A 17737-nucleotide genomic window follows, 5' to 3' on the forward strand; every position below is an offset into this window, starting at 1 on the left:
AATGCAGACGATCCTCCACGCCGCAGCCCTTGCTCCGCTGAGCATCCCGAGTCCCTCCTGGTCCGGATTCGATATTCCGCTGCCGTGGGGGACACTGCGCATCCATGCGTACGCCCTGTGCATTCTCGCGGGCATCATCGTCGGACTCTGGCTGACGTCGGTCCGCTGGAAGCGCAGGGGCACTCCCGAAGGCAGCCTGTGGGATATCGCTATTTGGGCAATTCCATTCGGCATCATCGGCGGGCGCCTGTACCACGTGTTCTCGTCACCGGATCCCTACTTCGGACCCGGTTTCGACGGCACCGGCGATTTGGGGCTCATTCCGCAGATCCAGCGGGGCGGCCTTGGCATCTGGGGCGCAGTTGTCCTTGGCGCCGTCGGTGCCTGGATCGGCTGTCGGCGGGCCGGCGTGAAGCTGACTGCCTTCCTTGACGCAGCGGCTCCCGGACTCCTGCTGGCGCAGGCGATCGGACGCTGGGGAAACTGGTTCAACCAGGAACTCTTCGGGGCTCCCACCACGCTTCCTTGGGGACTCCAGATCGATCCCTCCAACCCGAACTTCCCCGCCGGCACGCCCGCGGACACGCTGTTCCACCCGACGTTCCTCTACGAATCACTGTGGAACCTGGCCGGCGTCGCCCTCCTGCTGGTCCTTGACCGCCGGTTCAACTTCCGCCGGGGCCGGCTCTTCTGGCTCTACGCCATGTACTACACGCTGGGACGCGTCTGGATCGAAGCACTCCGGATCGACGACGCCGAACTCATCACGTTCTTCGGTGTCACCACCCGCCTCAACGTGTGGACCAGCATTTTCGTCTTTGTCGCCGCCCTGGCCATGTTCAATGTGCTCGCCCGCCGTGGACGCCCGCAGCCGGATACGCCGTACCTTCCCGGGAAGGAACCTGCGCAGGCAGAAGGCGACGTTATATCCGGGGCCGAAGATGTCGAAGAGGACTCCAATGTTGAAGAGGACTTCGCGGAGGGGAAAACCACCGGCGACGACTCATCCAAGATGCCAACGTCCACTGCTGACCATGCTCCGAAACACCTGGGGGAGGGGACGGGCAGCGCGACAAGCAAGGTGACAATGGACACAGTCCGTGATTCGGACCCGGCTGTCTCGGATAGTGGTTCGCGTGGTAATCTCCCAGATAACCAAAGCGGTCCAGGTCACGTAACCGGCTCATCCGAAGCGGCCACGGAACCCGGTCACGGCAGCAAGCCTGATGCGGAATCCACGGCTGCCGGGACGTCCGGCAACAAAGCCCCTGGCACCGCGTCGGAAGCCGGCGGCACCAAGTAACCGGCCCCGGCAAGAGGGCACCAGAGTTACCGCTCGGAAGGCCCGCCTCCACAGCGTCGTGGCAACCGGGCAGCCCCGGACGGAGCACACAGCTGCTCCCCGGTCAAGCCTGGGTCAGTGGCATGCGTAACTCTTCGTTCGTGCCTGCCTGCTGGCCTACAATTTCCAAGTACTAGCGCTTTGTTATGCCCATCACACGGCAGGCAAGGTGGGGCCAACGTTGTCCCTTCCATACGCACGATCAGGAGGAAGGACGTCTCCAATGACCCAAACTCTTCAAGGCTCCAGCTGGTCCGAAACGAACCAGCCCGAGGGTGCCCTGTCGCCGTTCAAGCGTTTCGCTGCGCTCCCGGAGGCCCGTGGGCTGTACAACCCCGAGAAGGAGAAGGACGCCTGCGGCCTGGCCATCATCGCCACCCTCCGCGGCGAGCCCGGGTACGACATTGTGGACGCGGCACTCACCGCCCTCCGCAACCTTGAACACCGCGGTGCCGTGGGCGCCGATGAAGGCACCGGAGACGGCGCCGGCCTCCTCATGCAGGTCCCGGACGAGTTCTTCCGGGCAGTCACGGAGTTCGAGCTGCCGGCCCCCGGCCAGTACGTCGTTGGAACAGCCTTCCTGCCGGCCGAAGAACGCGAATCCTCAGCGGCGAAGGCCGGGATCGAAAGCCTGGCCGCCGATGAGGGACTGACCGTCCTGGGCTGGCGCGAGGTTCCGGTGGTGGCTGACCTCGTTGGAGCTATGGCCCGCGCCTGCATGCCCTACTTCTCGCAGCCGTTCTTTGCCACCGTCAACGGTGAGACCCTGGACCGCAACGAGCTCGACTCCCGTGCCTGGCGGATCCGCAAGCGTGCCCAGAACAAGTACGGGGTCTACTTCCCGTCCCTGTCCTCGCGCACTATCGTCTACAAGGGCATGCTCACGACTGCCCAGCTGGAGCCGTTCTACCCGGATCTCTCGGACAAGCGGTTTAAGACCAAGCTGGCGATAGTCCACTCGCGCTTCTCCACGAACACCTTCCCGTCCTGGCCGCTGGCCCAGCCGTTCCGCACCATCGCCCACAACGGTGAAATTAACACCGTCAAGGGCAACCGGAACTGGATGCGCGCCCGCCAGTCGCAGTTGGCCAACCCGCTGCTTGGCGACACTCCTGAAGAGCTGTACCCCATCTGCACCCCCGGTGCCTCCGACTCTGCTTCCTTCGATGAAGTTGCCGAGCTCCTTTGGCTCTCCGGCCGCCCCATCACGCACTCGATCATGATGATGATCCCGGAGGCCTGGGAAAACCATGCGACCATGGACCCCGCCCGCCGGGCGTTCTACGAGTACCACTCCATGCTTATGGAGCCCTGGGACGGTCCCGCAGCCGTTTCCTTCTCGGATGGCAACCTCGTCGGCGCAACGCTGGACCGCAACGGCCTGCGCCCGGGACGCTACTGGATCACTGAGGACGGCCTGATCGTCTTCGCCTCCGAGGTGGGCGTCATCGACGTCGAGCCCTCCAACGTGGTCAAGAAGGGCCGCGTCTCCCCGGGCAAGATGTTCCTCGTGGACACCGATGCCGGCCGCATCATTGACGACGCCGAGGTCAAGGCTGAGGTGGCCGCCGCCAACCCGTGGGCGGAGTGGGTCAAGGACAACCTGATCGACCTGAACGACCTCCCCGAGCGCGAGCACGTTGTGCACACCGCCGCCTCCGTGAACATCCGCCAGCGCACCTTCGGCTACACCACCGAGGAATTGAAGATCCTGCTCGGTCCCATGGCCCGCACCGGTGCCGAGCCCCTCGGCGCCATGGGTTCGGACACTCCCGTTGCCGTGCTCTCCAAGCGCCCGCGCCTCCTGTTCGACTACTTCGTGCAGTCGTTCGCGCAGGTGACCAATCCGCCGCTGGACGCTATCCGCGAAGAACTTGTCACCTCGCTCAAGTGCGCCATCGGCCCCAATGGCAACCTCTTGGACGCCAAGCAGGTCCGCCAGCCCCAGGTGTCGCTGCCGTTCCCGGTGATCAACAACGACCAGCTCGCCAAGATCGCCAACATTGAGAACGCCGACGGCGATAAAGTTGCCATGAAGGTCCGCGGCCTCTATCGTCCCGACGGCGGCGAAGCGGCACTGCGTGCACGCCTGACCGAAATCTGCGAGCAGGTTTCCGGTGCCATCAACCGCGGCGTGCAGTACATCGTCCTCTCGGACCGTGACTCGAACGCCCAGTGGGCCCCGATCCCGTCGCTCCTGCTGGTCAGCGCCGTACACCATCACCTTCTGCGCAGCGCCAACCGCACCAAGACCGCCCTCGTGGTCGAGGCCGGCGATGTCCGCGAGACGCACCACGTTGCCGTCCTGGTCGGCTTCGGCGCGTCCGCCGTCAACCCGTACCTGGCCATGGAGTCCGTGGAGCGGCTCATCGCTGCCGGGGACGTCACGGGCGTCACCCCTGAGGACGGCGTCTACAACCTGATCAAGGGCCTCGGCAAGGGCGTCCTGAAGATCATGTCCAAGATGGGCATCTCCACCGTGGCCTCCTACTGCGGAGCCCAGACTTTTGAGGCACTGGGCCTGTCCCAGGAACTCGTGGACGAATTCTTCTCCGGCACGCACTCCCAGCTGGGCGGCGTCGGGCTGGACGTGATCGCGGCCGAAGTGAAGGCACGCCACGAAATGGCCTACCCGGAAGACGGCATCGAGCAGCCGCACCGCCCGCTGCTCGGCGGCGGCGAATACCAGTGGCGCCGCGACGGCGAGCCGCACCTGTTCAACCCGGAGACCGTGTTCCGGCTGCAGCACGCCACCCGCGAACGCCGCTATGACATCTTCAAGTCCTACACCAGGGGCGTTGACGACCAGTCGCAGAACCTGATGACACTGCGCGGGCTCCTCAAGTTCAAGAGCGGCGTCCGCCCCGCCGTCCCCCTCGAGGAAGTCGAGCCGGTTTCCTCGATCGTAAAGCGCTTCTCCACCGGTGCCATGAGCTATGGCTCCATCTCCAAGGAAGCCCACGAAACCCTCGCCATCGCCATGAACCGGCTGGGCGCAAAGTCCAATACCGGTGAGGGCGGCGAGGACGTCGACCGCCTGCTCGATCCGGAGCGCCGCTCCGCCATCAAGCAGATCGCATCCGGCCGCTTCGGCGTGACCAGCCTCTACCTGAGCAACGCCGAGGACATCCAGATCAAGATGGCCCAGGGCGCCAAGCCCGGCGAGGGCGGCCAGCTGATGGCGCAGAAGGTCTACCCGTGGGTTGCCCGAACCCGCCACTCGACGCCCGGCGTCGGACTGATCTCCCCGCCGCCGCACCACGACATCTACTCGATCGAAGACCTCGCGCAGCTCATCTACGATGCCAAGCGCGCGAACCCCTCGGCACGAGTCCACGTGAAGCTGGTGTCCGAGGTCGGCATCGGCACCGTGGCGTCCGGCGTCACCAAGGCGAAGGCCGACGTCGTGCTGGTTTCCGGCCACGACGGCGGTACCGGCGCCTCGCCGCTCAACTCGCTCAAGCACGCCGGTGTCCCATGGGAGCTCGGCCTTGCCGAGACCCAGCAGACCCTGATGCTCAACGGCCTGCGCGACCGCGTTGTGGTCCAGGTGGACGGCCAGCTCAAGACCGGCCGCGACGTCGTTATTGCCGCCCTGCTTGGCGGCGAAGAGTACGGTTTCGCAACCGCGCCGCTGGTGGTTTCCGGCTGCATCATGATGCGCGTCTGCCACCTCGACACCTGCCCCGTAGGTGTCGCCACGCAGAACCCCGAGCTTCGGTCCCGCTTCAACGGCAAGCCCGAATTCGTGGTCAACTTCTTCGAGTTCCTGGCGGAGGAAGTCCGCGAGATCCTCGCCGAACTTGGTTTCCGGAGCCTTGAAGAGGCAATCGGCCACGCCGAGGTGCTCGACACCCGTGAAGCCATTGACCACTGGAAGGCAGAAGGACTGGACCTGGATCCGATCCTGCACGGCCTCGAGTTCGACGACGACGTGCCGCTGCGCAACCTGACTGGCCAGAACCATGAGCTCGACAAGCACTTCGACCAGCGCCTGATCGGCATGGCTGCAGAGGCCCTGAGCGATCGTTCGCCAGTGAAGATCTCGGTGGACGTCATCAACACGGACCGGTCCGTGGGCACCATGCTTGGCCACGTCGTCACCAAGACCTTCGGCACCGACGTGCTGGCCACCGACACTATCGACATCACCCTCAGGGGCACCGCCGGCCAGTCCCTCGGCGCTTTCCTGCCTGCAGGCATCACCCTGCGCATGTACGGCGACTCCAACGACTACGTCGGCAAGGGCCTTTCGGGTGGCCGGATCATCGTCCGCCCGGATCGCACCAACCTGTTCCAGGCCGAACGCAACGTGATTGCCGGCAACGTGATCGGCTACGGCGCCACGAGTGGCGAGATGTTCCTGCGCGGCCAGGTGGGCGAACGGTTCCTCGTGCGCAACTCCGGTGCCACCGCCGTCGTCGAAGGCATTGGCGACCACGGTTGCGAGTACATGACCGGCGGCCAGACGCTCATCATCGGACGCACGGGTCGCAACTTTGGTGCCGGCATGTCCGGTGGAACCGCGTATGTGCTGGACCTCCAGCCGGAACGCGTCAACAAGGAAGCCCTCGAATCGGGCGAGCTCCAGCTCCTGGAGCTTGACGCGGAAGACCGCGACATCGTGCACGGCCTGCTCGTCAAGCATGTCGAGGAAACCGAATCCGTCCTTGCCGGCCGTCTGCTCGAGAACTTCGATGACACCGCGGCCCGCTTTACCAAGGTGCTGCCGCGCGATTACGCGGCCGTACTGCAAACCCGTCTCGACGCCATCGAAGAGGGCCTTGACCCTGATGGTGAAGAAGTATGGTCCCGAATCCTGGAGGTAACCGGTGGCTGACCCACGCGGCTTTCTGAAAGTACGGCAGCGCGAGACGCAGCCACGCCGCCCCGTTCCGGTCCGCATCATGGACTGGAAGGAAGTCTACGAGGCACAGGAAAAAGGTGTCCTGAAGAGCCAGGCTGGCCGCTGCATGGACTGCGGTGTTCCGTTCTGCCATCAGGGCTGCCCCCTGGGCAACCTCATTCCCGAGTGGAACGACCTCATCTGGCGGGACAAGGGTGAAGAAGCCATCGAGCGGCTTCACGCCACCAACAATTTCCCCGAGTGGACGGGTCGCCTTTGCCCGGCACCCTGCGAGGCATCCTGCGTGCTGGGGATCAACCAGCCCGCCGTGACCATCAAGCAGGTCGAGGTCTCCATCATCGACAACGCTTTCGATAACGGCTGGGTGCACCCCCTGCCTCCGGCCCGCCTCACCGGCAAGACGGTCGCCGTCGTCGGTTCGGGTCCTGCCGGCCTCGCCGCGGCACAGCAGCTCACCCGGGTCGGCCACACCGTGGCCGTTTACGAGCGCGATGACAAGATCGGCGGCCTCCTGCGTTACGGCATCCCCGACTTTAAGATGGAGAAGGAACAGGTCGACCGCCGCCTCGAGCAGATGAAAGCCGAGGGCACCCGCTTCCGGACCGGCGTCGCCGTTGGAACCGACGTGACCTGGGAGCAGCTGCGCCGCCGGTACGACGCCGTCGTGATCGCCACCGGCGCCACCGTTCCGCGCGACCTTCCCATCCCCGGCCGGGACCTTGAGGGCATCCACTTCGCGATGGACTACCTGGTCCCTGCCAACCGCGTGGTGGCCGGCGAGACCGTGGAGAACCAGATCGACGCACGAGGCAAGCATGTTGTGATCCTCGGCGGCGGTGACACCGGTGCCGACTGCCTCGGCACCGCGCACCGCCACCAGGCCGCCTCGGTGACCACACTCGCCATCGGCAAGCAGCCGCCGGTCGAGCGTGCGGCACACCAGCCCTGGCCGACGTTCCCGACCCTGTTCGAGGTTGCCAGCGCCCATGAAGAGGGCGGCGAACGTACCTACCTTGCCTCCACCGTTGAATTTGTCGGAGAAAACGGCAAGCTCACCGGCGTCAAGGTGGCGGAGACCGAATTCGTCGACGGCAAGCGCCTCCCGAAGGCGGGCACTGAGCGGGTCATTCCCGCCGACCTCGTGTTCCTTTCGTTGGGCTTCACGGGCGCCGAGCCGGCCGGAATCACGGAGCAGGTCAACGCTGAGTTCGACGCTCGCGGCAATGTTGCGCGCGACGGCTACTACATGACCAACACTGAAGGCGTGTTCGTCGCCGGTGACGCCGGCCGCGGTCAGTCGCTGATCGTGTGGGCCATCGCCGAGGGGCGTGCCGCCGCTGCCGCCGTAGACAAGTTCCTTATGGGCAACACCATCCTCCCGGCACCGGTGGCTCCCACCGACCGTGCAATTTCCGTGCTTTAGTTACGTGCGCTTAGTTCTCCGGGCGCTTTTTTAGGGCCCACGGAAGTTCACCTCCAAGTCAACTCAATCCAGCATCAGACCAATAGGGTAGGTATATGAGACGCGCGAAAATCGTGGCAACGTTCGGACCGGCTATCTCCAGCTTCGAGAAGACCCTCGCGGTGCTCGAAGCCGGCGTCGACGTTGCACGCATGAACATGAGCCACGGCGACTACTCGGTGCATGACAACACCTACGAGAACGTCCGCAAGGCTTCCGCCCAGCTGGCCAAGCCGGTCGCCATCATGGCCGACCTGCAGGGCCCGAAGATCCGCCTGGGCCGCTTCGTGGACGGCCCCCACGCGCTGGAGGTCGGTGACCGCTTCACGATCACCACCGAGGACGTCCCTGGAACCAAGGACATCTGCTCAACCACGCTGAAGAGCCTCACGGAAGACGTCAACGTGGGGGACAGCCTCCTCATCGACGACGGTAAGGTCGCCCTGCGTGCCCTCGAGGTTGATGATGTCAAGGTAGTCGCCGAAGTCACTGTGGGCGGCATGGTGTCCAACAATAAGGGCATCAACCTGCCTGGCGTCGCGGTCAACGTCCCCGCCCTGAGCGAGAAGGACGAGGACGACCTTCGCTGGGCCATCCAGCGCGGCGTCGACCTCGTTGCCTTGTCCTTCGTCCGGGACGCTGCCGACATCAAGCGCGTGCACGAGATCATGGATGAAGAAGGCCGCCGCGTACCGGTAATCGCCAAGATCGAAAAGCCGCAGGCCGTGGACCAGCTCCACGAAATCATCGACGCCTTCGACGCGATCATGGTGGCCCGTGGTGACCTCGGCGTCGAGCTTCCGCTCGAGGAAGTGCCGATCGTGCAGAAGCGCGCCATCGAGCTGGCTCGCCGCTGGGCCAAGCCGGTTATCGTCGCAACCCAGGTGCTCGAGTCGATGATCGACAACCCCCGCCCGACCCGTGCAGAGGCTTCAGACTGCGCCAACGCCGTGCTCGACGGCGCGGACGCCGTCATGCTGTCCGGTGAGACCAGCGTGGGCAAGTACCCGATCGAAACCGTGAAGACGATGGCCCGCATCATCGAATCCACTGAAGAGCACGGACTGGAGCGCGTACCGCCGCTCGGAACCAAGCCGAAGACGCGTGGTGGCGCCATCACCCGTGCCGCCGTCGAAATCGCCGACCAGCTTGAGGCAAAGTACATCTGTACGTTCACGCAGTCCGGTGACTCCGCTCGCCGTCTGTCGCGTCTCCGCCCGATTAAGCCGGTCTTCGCGTTCACTCCGCTGGAGCACGTCTGGAACCAGCTGGCGCTGACCTGGGGTATCCGTCCCGTGCTGGTTCCCACCGTGGGCCACACCGATGAGATGACCGCCCAGGTTGACCGCAGCCTCCTGGACATGAAGATCGTCGAGGACGGTGACCTGGTGGTCATCGCCGCCGGTTCGCCTCCCGGACAGGCCGGCTCCACTAACTCGCTCAAGGTGCACAGGGTGGGCGACCTCGCCGACACCTCACGTATTGGTGAGGAAGGCGTCCGCAAGGAGAAGGTTGGCCCCTGGCCGGAAAGGAAGAAGAAGGCCTAGGCCTGATCTTCCCGGAAGCTGACTAGAGACACAAGGAAGGGCCCCGCCGCGACGGTGCCCTTCCTTGTGTCTCTTTGTGTCTCTGTGCTTCGCGGGAGTGCCGGGAGCTAGTTGACCTGGTTGATGATGGTTTCGGCGACTTCGCGCATGCTCAGGCGGCGGTCCATCGAGGTCTTCTGGATCCACCGGAACGCTTCCGGCTCCGTCAGTCCCATCTTGGTGGTCAGCAGGCTCTTGGCACGCTCCACGAGCTTGCGGGTGGCGAACTGTTCCTGAAGGTCGGAAACCTCGTTTTCGAGGGCCTTAATTTCCTCATGGCGGGACAGCGCGATCTCAATGGCCGGGATAAGGTCCGCAGGCGTGAAGGGCTTGACCACGTAGGCCATGGCGCCGGCGTCGCGCGCCCGCTCCACAAGCTCCTTCTGGCTGAACGCAGTTAGCAGGACCACGGGCGCGATGCGGGCCTTCACGATCTTCTCAGCTGCCGAGATGCCGTCCATGACGGGCATCTTCACATCCATGAGGACGAGATCGGGCTTGAGCTCCTCTGCCAGCTGAACGGCCTTCTCGCCATTGTCTGCCTCGCCGACGACGTCAAAGCCTTCGCCCTTGAGAATTTCGATGATATCCAGGCGGATAAGGGTTTCGTCCTCGGCTACGACGACGCGGCGAGCCGGCTGGGAATTGGACTTGGACTCCGTCTGTTCTGACACGGGATCTCCTTGAAAAGGTACGGCGGATTCAGGACCATCTTAGTTGCGCCTGCGGCCGTCAACGTTTTATTGCACGGGTTGCGCGCGTTTCTGAAAATCAGCCTATCTGCATGTAGAGTAGATTCGCGTGCTGGGAAGCATCGCGTTGCTCACAGCGACTTCGTTGCTGCGGTCACGTTCTTCCTTAGTGCAGGCCCGAGTGGCGGAATTGGCAGACGCGCCGCACTCAAAATGCGGTATCGAAAGGTGTGTGGGTTCGAGTCCCACCTCGGGCACGCGTTATCCCCCAAGCCAGGGGCGATTTTTGGGTGTTTGGCGTGTGGACACTGTCCACACGCTGCGCGGGGTGTTCGAACCTGACTCCGTAGGTGTATTTAGTTGTGGCTGGCCGTTCGTGTGGCCGATGCCTCCTTTCTGCCGGGTTGGGCGATGTGCTCGTTGTTCACTTCTTCATGGTCCTGACCGGCCGGAGCAACATGACCTGGTCCGCGAGGGGGACCGGGTCGTGTGCTGCTGGTCGCGGGTTTCTGTTTGCATACCTGTTCATGGTGCCTTGTAGGGACCACTGCATGACCGCGATGAAGTTTTCCGATCTTTTGTGGGCCAGCCCAGTCCCGGGCGGACTTCTTGATCCTCGGACTGCACCTTCATCGTGTGACTGGGGTGGGAGCTACATGACTGTTGCTGATCATTTGCGGACATCGCATGTGAGTGCCTGAGCGGCCTGGTTAGGCCGTTGAGCGGAGGAAAGATCTCTCCGGATGGGGGAGCGGCCCGTGGCCAACCCACCTCATCACGGCCGATCTCCGGCTCGGCATGCGGACGAGGGGCGTTATCGGCCCGCAAGGCCGTCAATGCTTAGTGAAACCACGGGCATATGATGGCTCCACAAGATGCTTACTAGCCGTACTTGATAGTCTTCCGCAGCGGCGGGGCAACACTCGGCTCGGCCATCACCCGAGCCTTCGCCGTAGGCGAGCGCCTGGCAGCCAACCCTTCCGCATCCGCGTCGGCCCTACAGTAGAGGTGGCGGACAGCCTTTGGAGCATCGTGTAGCTCCCGAGGGAACGACATGGTGGCCAAGACAAAAGCTGCCGCGCTCCCGGAGGGGCGCGGCAGCCGCATGAACGTCGAGATCGCGGGCACCAGCCGCATCACCTAAACGCTGCGCGGGCCCGGGCAGAGATTCGCGTTCGTCGTCCGCGAAGCCCACTTCGACGTCGATGGCAATGACCGCTATGTCGACCTCTTCTTTTCATATCGAGCAGGCCAGCTACGTGGTCGTCGAACCTCCCTCTAGTAGGGGCAATGCTGCAACTCGACTTGATACGGGCGCCACTCTATTGCCTCCAGGTGGAGCCCTTCCCACGGGGTCGTTGACAGTCGATGTAGCGGATAGTGTGAGTGGGAATTCGGCGGGGTGGCAGCGATGTCTTCGCTCTGAGACCTAGTGAACCAGCTAAGAGCGGCGACGACGTGGCTCGTCTTTGAATTCTTCATCTTTCCTTCCTTTGGCTCAGATGCCGGGTTTCGTCTGCCTTGCTCGATCAGAAGGAGCGAGGCATCTTCAGAACGTGTTGGCCGACATAGGAAAGGATCAAGTTTGTGGAGATTGGCGCGACCTGGAAGAGCCTGGTCTCCCGGAACTTACGTTCAATGTCGTATTCTTCAGCGAAGCCGAAACCACCATGGGACTGGAGTGCCACGTTAGCGGCTTCCCAAGAGGCCTCCGAGGCCAGTAGCTTGGCCATATTGGCTTTCAGCGCCACAAGGCATGTGCGCGTCGAAAAGATCGGCCGCCCGCCAGCGCATCAGGTCGGCCGCTTCCACGTTGATATGCGCGCGGGCCACTGGAAACTGGATGCCTTGATTTGATCCGATAGGTCGGCCGAAAACAACGCGTTCGCTGGTGTATCTGCGGGTCTTTTCAATGAACCATCGGCCGTCTCCAATACATTCGGAGGCGACTAGGATTCGTTCGGCATTAAGGCTATCCAGAAGGTAGTGGAAGCCTTCGCCTTCCGTGCCAACAAGTGCTGAAGCAGGGATCCGGGCATCGTCGAAGAAGACTTCGTTCGTCTCGTGGTTGACCATTGTGCGAATCGGTACAGCGGTGATGCCCTTGGTCTCGCGCAGGTCTATGAGGAACAATGACAGGCCCTGGGACGGCTTCGCCACCTCTTCCCGCTTCCGGCTGCGGGCCAACAGCAGCAGCAAGTCTGAATTCTGGAAACGAGACGTCCAGATCTTTTGTCCGTTGATCACGTATTCGTCACCGTCGCGAACTGCCGTCGTCTTGATGCTGGTTGTATCTGTTCCGGCGGTTGGTTCGGTGACGCCAAATGCCTGGAGGCGAGTCTCTCCCGAGGCGATACCCGGCAAATATCGAAGCTTCTGTTCTTCACTGCCGTGCCGCAGGACAGGCCCATGGTGTACATTTGCGCGTGCACGGGGCCGGCGTTGCCTCCGTTGGCGTTGATTTGTTCCAGGATCACCGATGCGTCACCGAGTCCCAGCCCCAAACCGCCGTACTCTTCCGGCACCAAGGCTCCTAGGCACCCGGATTCGGTTAGCGCGTCCACGAACTCCTCGGGGTACTCCTCCGCGCGATCGACCTTGCGCCAGTACTCGCCAGGGAAGCGCTCGGAAATCCCATCGATGAGGTTCCTCAGGTCTTGACGGATCTCGGATTCAGCAAGGCCCGATTTGATGGTTGCACTCATGTTAGACATGGGATTCTGTCTCCTTAGCGTTTTGAAAGCGGGGGCCAAAGCCGCGTTTGTAGACCATCACACTGCGCCTGAAGGAAATGACGACCTTACCGCTCTGGTTGAATCCCTCGGTAAAGACGGAGACAATTCCCACCTGCGGCCGTGACGCAGACTCCCGGACCCCCGTCACAGTGCTGCGGGAATGTAGCGTGTCGCCCTCGAAGACCGGATTCGGCAGCATGACGTCGGTCCAACTCAGGTTGGCGAATACGTTCTGAGAAATGTCTGGGACTGTCTGGCCTACCACCAAGGCCAAGGTGAAGGCAGAATTCACCAGCGGCTTGCCGAACTCGGTACGGGCGGCATATTCATGGTCGAAGTGGACGGGGGCCGTGTTCTGAGTCAACAGCGTGAACCAGATATTGTCCGTTGTCGTTACGGTCCGCCCGAGCGCATGCTCGTATACGTCGTCGACGACGAAATCTTCGTAAAAGTGTCCCTGCCATCCGTGATGCGTGGTCATGCGATCCTCACTGTGTCTGTGTTGGTACTGGTTGCTGTTGATGGTTCAAGCCCGAGCCAGCGGTAGATATCGTCGCTGTCTTGCCCCACATCCGGGATCCTCCCAAAGGAGTGGTTATGGCCAGCGGGCACCCACGGTGGCAGCAGCGTCATCAGGGGACCGACTGTGCTGTCCGTAGGGATCCAACGATTGCGCTCGACGAGCTGCTCGTGCGCGGCCAGTTGGTCGATTGTGTTCAGTCGGGCATGGGCGATATCGGCCTGACGGAGGAGGTCCAACAGTTGTTCGCGGTGGTGGAGGCCAATTTTCGAGGACACCTCGGCTACTTGCTCAAGCACGCTCAGCTCCGGATGGCCGAGCTGAGCGAGGAGGCGCTGGCGCCGTATGGCATCAACGGGCGTGAGCTGGCGGTGCTGCTTGTTCTTGCCGGCCACGAGCCAGCGTCTCAGCATCAGGCGGCGCAGCGCCTTGGCATCGACCGCACGACGATGGTCGCGCTGCTGGACACGCTCGAAAGCAAGGGCCTGGTGTCGCGTCATCCGCACCCGCACGACCGGCGTCGCAACGTGGTTGAGGTGACCGAAGCTGGGCGAGACACTCTCAGGCCGGCCACCGTGGCAAGCGACGAGGCAGAGCGCAAGTTCCTCGCGCCGCTCAACTCGCAGGCAGCCCAGCACCTACGGGACGCATTGCAGTACATCGTGACCGGGCCCGGCAGCGAAACGAGTACGTTTTAACTGATAAGTGGGGCCCAAGGGCATGAAGGCGCAGTGCTGCATCTCCGTGCATGGCTACCGCCCCGAAGCCGCATAGCCTCACGCGGACTCACGCTCTAATGCCCGTAAGTGGATCCTTCACCGGACAGTCTCGCACGAGCCGCAGCTAGGACGACGCTTGGACGCCGTATCCTGTCACGGTGATCTCGTTGTCCTCTAGTGCCTGGCGAAACGCCGGCGACATAAGAACGTCGTAGTCAGAGCTATGCACCTTAGACCCCTCGTCGCGCGGGTTGTACCCGGCTGGATGCACGGCCCATTCGCTTAGACCCTGCGGGAGCTGGCGGACGGCATCGACCAAGTGTTGGAGTTTGTCATCGATTGGCACGCTAAAGCTGTCGAGGAACGGCTGGTTCTGGGCAACTCGTCCATGAGAGCTCAGCTGCCGTCGGCCGTAATCAGTCCAGGCTCGAAGTTCGACCTGATACTCCTCTGCAAGCTGCAGCGTGGCATCGAAGATGTCCTCGCGCCCACCATCAGCAAGGCAGTGCCAGTCCAGATGGGTAACGCGTATGCCGCCCTCGAGCGCCTTCTCGAGCTGTGCCCGGAACTCGACCGCCACATCATCTGTCCGCGCCTGCGCCAAGAGCTCTGTTCGGTGGTCGATCGGCGCGAGCAGCCCATCCCGCTGAATACTGCCGCCTTCAGTGAGTGGCGACCACGCCCAGTCCGGGAAATCTCGGGTCAATGTCAGATGTACCCCAACGTGGATTTCCGTGTGATCACGAAGTGTGGTCAGCGCCAAGTCGCTCCCTGGCAGACGACCATTACACTGTCCGATGCGGCCACGCCGTGTTCGATCGCCTCAATCGCGGGCTCCACCGCTTCTGGATAGATCCCGATGTCGTCAACATTGATTAGCAAGCTCCGCATCCGAATATTATTCCCGGTCGCTCGCGCACAGCCGAGGGGATCGTGGGGCCCCGCAGCCGCCTTGATCCCCTGCACGCAAGCCGGCCGTGCAGCGGACGCTTGGGCGGTCGCCAGAGCTGTGACTCGCAGCGATAGTGCATGATTCTGACAGCGGAACCGGCCGATTGAGGATCCTCTACCCGGCGCCCCACCATCTATTCGGTGGATGCTGCCACGCCTTCCCACAGAGACGGTCAAATGCCAAGATCAAGGCAAAGCCAACAGTTTTAGGGGGCGGCAATCACTGGTAAATCCGGTCCGGGTGAATACCTGCGCGTTCAGGTCCTTGGTGGCTGCGAGGACAACGTCCCGGCCTTGAGGGGAAATCTGCACCAAGGTGGCCCTGCCGTCCGTCCGATGGGCAGCCCTGCGCACCAGTCCCGCACGTTCCAGCCGGTCCACTGCACTCGTCACGCTAGTGGGGTGGACCTGCAGGCGCGCACTGGCTTTCGCCATGGGCAACGAGCCGCTCCTGGTGAAGCTGAGCAGCGCCAGCAATTCATAGCGGGCAAACGACAAGCCATGCGGTTTGAGCACGCCTTCGATGCGGCCGAGCAGGATCTGCTGGGCACGCATCAGCGCGGTGACCGCGGCCATGCCGTCAGCGGCGTCGCCCCATCCGTGCTCCTACCAATGACGCTGGGCCTCGGCGATCGGGTCCCTTGGACAGGGGAAGCAAACCCGGCACGCCGTCTCCTTCGATCGAAAAATTGGTTGAGCAAAGATGCTCCTTGACTGATTCTCTCATTTCGAAACGTGTTGCTAGTGTCCTGCGCCTGAAATTCGGTTCCTAATTGTAGAATGGGGCATGGCGAATGTTGGGCGGCCGAAGGCCTTGCTGGAACTGACGGATGAGGAGCGGGTGACCTTGGTGCGGTGGTCCCGCCGGGCGACGTCGTCCCAGTCGCTGGCGATGCGATCGAGGATCGTTTTGGCCAGCGCCGAAGGGCTGACGAACGTGGCGGCTGCTGCCCGGTGCGGGGTTGAACCGCATACGGTGGCGAAATGGCGGCGCCGGTTCCTGGAACAGCGTCTGGACGGGCTGGTCGACGAGCCCAGGCCGGGCCGGCCGGCCACGGTCACCGCCGAGGAGGTCGAGGATGTCGTGGTCGCGACCCTGGAGTCGACACCGAAGAACGCGACGCACTGGTCCCGGGCGAAGATGGCCGAACGGTCCGGGCTTTCGAAGTCCACGATCGGGAGGATCTGGAAGGCGTTTGAACTCAAGCCGCACCGCGCCGACGGGTTCAAGCTCTCCACCGATCCGCAGTTCGTGGACAAGGTCTATGACGTGGTCGGGCTCTACCTGAACCCGCCGGAATCGGCCGTGGTGCTGAGTGTGGACGAGAAATCCCAGGTCCAGGCTCTGGCCCGTTCCCAGCCGGCGTTCCCGATGATGCCCGGCATGCCCGAGAAGCGGACACACGACTACGTCCGGCACGGAACCACGACCCTCTTTGCGGCCCTGAACACCGCGGACGGGTCTGTGATCTCCTCCCTGCACCGGAAACACCGCGCGGTGGAGTTCCGAAAGTTCCTGATCAAGATCGACGCCCCAAGTTCCGGCGGATCTGGACGTGCACCTGATCTGTGACAACTACCAAACCCACAAGACCCCGGCCGTCAGGGCCTGGCTTGAAAACCACCCCCGCTTCCACATGCACTTCACCCCGACCTACTCATCGTGGATCAACCAGGTCGAGCGGTTCTTCGGCTTCGTCACCGATGACTTGCTCCGCCGCAGCGACCACCGCTCCGTCCAGGCACTCGAGGCCGACATCCGGGCCTGGGTGAAGACATGGAACGAGAACCCCACGCCCTTCACGTGGACAAAAACCGCCGAACAAATTCTCGAATCCCTCGGACGACTTCTGAACCGAATTTCAGGCGCAGGACATTAGGGATTGCTAGCATCTGCAGCCACCCACACCCTCCCAACTCGGGGGCCATAGTTCAGGGGTTCGTGTTGCCTGTTGTTCGGTCATATGATTGCCGGGTTTAGGCGCATGAGATCTTCAGCAGGGAGGTGACGCTGCCGTGACGTCCATCCAGCCCAATCCGACGGCTGGGTCCGTTCCGGCAACGATAGTGACGCACCAGGACCCAGCTTCAAATCCCAGTGGCTCGTTACCTTTGGTGGAACCACGATTGACACAAACAGGTCTGCCCCACCCCCCGGAGACGCGCGGCAGTCCCGGGCGAGGTGCAGACTGGCTGGTTTCCCCATATTCTGGCCGGGTGGATACAAGCACCGTGAGCTCCCGCGAACAGGGCGAGCAGGTTGACCGGCAGTCACGCATCCTTGAGGCCGCGCTGGAGCTGTTGTCGCGCCACGGGATCTCTGGAGTGAACATGCGCGCGGTCGCCCGGGAGGCCGGCGTCGCACTGGGGTTGGTCAACTACTACTTCGAGGAAAAATCGAGCCTGATCCGCGCGGTGCTGCATAGCGTCGACGAACACGACCTCGCGCTGGTTGCCCCGGATCCGGCATTGCCCCCTGACGAGCAGCTCCAGAATGCCCTCCGGCGTGTCGCGGGCCCGGAACTTTTGACCACACGGTACCTGTCCTTGCGCCTTCACCTGTGGGCCCTCGCAAGGGCCCACGAAGACTTCGCTCTTATCAACGCGGCCGCGTTCGACCGGTACCTGGACGGACTCGCAGCCCTGATCGGGAATGCCAAACCGGAGCTGACCAGCAAGGAATGCAAGGAGCGGGCGGCCGACATCGTCGTTGTGCAGAACGGGATGTGGCTGACCGCGCTCCTTGGCGTGGACAAGGAGTCCATCCGGCGGAGCATCGCCCGAACTGAAGAGATCGCCTTCGCCGCTTAGCGGACAGGATACAACATCGCTTTCTCCTGCCTGGCCGCAACTGGCCGTGCCG

At 63.0% G+C, this 17737-nt stretch carries 13 protein-coding genes, 1 tRNA gene and 1 pseudogene; 8 read left to right on the plus strand and 7 right to left on the minus strand.

Translation table 11 applies throughout. The annotated features are described in order from the left end of the window. Position 1: 1 nt before the first annotated feature. The 4 genes from lgt (at position 2) to pyk (ending at position 9218) form a co-directional block, all read left to right on the plus strand. Positions 2–1303, plus strand: coding sequence for a prolipoprotein diacylglyceryl transferase (lgt, locus tag J7E82_RS01200; protein ID WP_214859546.1), 1302 nt, complete (start codon positions 2–4; stop codon positions 1301–1303). Between the two features lie 262 nt (positions 1304–1565). Continuing rightward, positions 1566–6182, plus strand: a complete 4617-nt coding sequence (gene gltB, locus J7E82_RS01205) for a glutamate synthase large subunit (protein WP_214859552.1) — start codon at positions 1566–1568, stop codon at positions 6180–6182. Then, the gene (locus tag J7E82_RS01210; RefSeq protein WP_214859554.1) at positions 6175–7632 is read left to right on the plus strand and encodes a glutamate synthase subunit beta; all 1458 of its coding nucleotides are present in this window, start codon (positions 6175–6177) and stop codon (positions 7630–7632) included. Before gltB ends, J7E82_RS01210 begins: the two co-directional genes overlap by 8 nt. 95 nt (positions 7633–7727) lie before the next feature. After that, positions 7728–9218, plus strand: coding sequence for a pyruvate kinase (gene pyk / locus J7E82_RS01215; RefSeq protein ID WP_214859556.1), 1491 nt, complete (start codon positions 7728–7730; stop codon positions 9216–9218). Positions 9219–9325: 107 nt separating this feature from the next. On the opposite strand, the gene J7E82_RS01220 is transcribed toward pyk, so the two are convergent. Next, the gene (locus J7E82_RS01220; RefSeq protein ID WP_214859557.1) at positions 9326–9931 is read right to left on the minus strand and encodes an ANTAR domain-containing response regulator; all 606 of its coding nucleotides are present in this window, start codon (positions 9929–9931) and stop codon (positions 9326–9328) included. A 193-nt stretch (positions 9932–10124) separates the two neighbouring features. On the opposite strand from J7E82_RS01220, the gene J7E82_RS01225 reads away from it, so the two are divergent. Continuing rightward, a tRNA-Leu gene (locus tag J7E82_RS01225) sits at positions 10125–10206 on the plus strand. A gap of 1272 nt (positions 10207–11478) precedes the next feature. On the opposite strand, the gene J7E82_RS20400 is transcribed toward J7E82_RS01225, so the two are convergent. From J7E82_RS20400 to J7E82_RS01235, 4 genes are read right to left on the minus strand one after another with little or no spacing between them, the layout of a single operon-like run. Then, positions 11479–11682: an acyl-CoA dehydrogenase family protein gene (locus tag J7E82_RS20400; RefSeq protein ID WP_251041261.1), complete on the minus strand. Its 204-nt coding sequence runs from the start codon at positions 11680–11682 to the stop codon at positions 11479–11481. Continuing rightward, on the minus strand, positions 11639–12304 hold the full coding sequence (locus tag J7E82_RS21130) for an acyl-CoA dehydrogenase (protein WP_308113528.1): 666 nt from the start codon (positions 12302–12304) through the stop codon (positions 11639–11641). Before J7E82_RS21130 ends, J7E82_RS20400 begins: the two co-directional genes overlap by 44 nt. Then, positions 12193–12663 (minus strand): acyl-CoA dehydrogenase family protein, encoded by a 471-nt coding sequence (locus J7E82_RS20415; protein WP_308113514.1) that lies wholly within the window; start codon positions 12661–12663, stop codon positions 12193–12195. The genes J7E82_RS21130 and J7E82_RS20415 overlap by 112 nt, the downstream gene beginning before the upstream one ends. After that, complete coding sequence (locus J7E82_RS01235; protein WP_214859558.1) at positions 12656–13165, minus strand: MaoC family dehydratase; 510 nt, start codon at positions 13163–13165, stop codon at positions 12656–12658. The genes J7E82_RS20415 and J7E82_RS01235 overlap by 8 nt, the downstream gene beginning before the upstream one ends. A 116-nt stretch (positions 13166–13281) precedes the next feature. Between J7E82_RS01235 and J7E82_RS01240 the strand changes: the two genes are divergently transcribed. Then, positions 13282–13902 (plus strand): MarR family winged helix-turn-helix transcriptional regulator, encoded by a 621-nt coding sequence (locus J7E82_RS01240; RefSeq protein WP_251041262.1) that lies wholly within the window; start codon positions 13282–13284, stop codon positions 13900–13902. 145 nt (positions 13903–14047) lie between these two features. On the opposite strand, the gene J7E82_RS01245 is transcribed toward J7E82_RS01240, so the two are convergent. Further along, a complete protein-coding gene (locus J7E82_RS01245; RefSeq protein WP_285289674.1) occupies positions 14048–14686 on the minus strand; it encodes a ChbG/HpnK family deacetylase in 639 nt (212 codons plus the stop codon). A gap of 374 nt (positions 14687–15060) precedes the next feature. Beyond that, positions 15061–15450: a MarR family winged helix-turn-helix transcriptional regulator gene (locus J7E82_RS01250; RefSeq protein ID WP_214859560.1), complete on the minus strand. Its 390-nt coding sequence runs from the start codon at positions 15448–15450 to the stop codon at positions 15061–15063. Positions 15451–15661: 211 nt separating this feature from the next. Here J7E82_RS01250 and J7E82_RS01255 point away from each other — a divergent pair. Both J7E82_RS01255 and J7E82_RS01260 read left to right on the plus strand, forming a co-directional pair. Then, positions 15662–16754: pseudogene (locus tag J7E82_RS01255) on the plus strand (IS630 family transposase). A 337-nt stretch (positions 16755–17091) separates the two neighbouring features. Next, on the plus strand, positions 17092–17685 hold the full coding sequence (locus J7E82_RS01260) for a TetR/AcrR family transcriptional regulator (RefSeq protein WP_214859562.1): 594 nt from the start codon (positions 17092–17094) through the stop codon (positions 17683–17685). Positions 17686–17737 lie beyond the last annotated feature (52 nt).

Source organism: Arthrobacter sp. ISL-30, from assembly GCF_018613855.1.
In the GTDB taxonomy this organism is placed as follows: Bacteria; Actinomycetota; Actinomycetes; order Actinomycetales; family Micrococcaceae; genus Arthrobacter.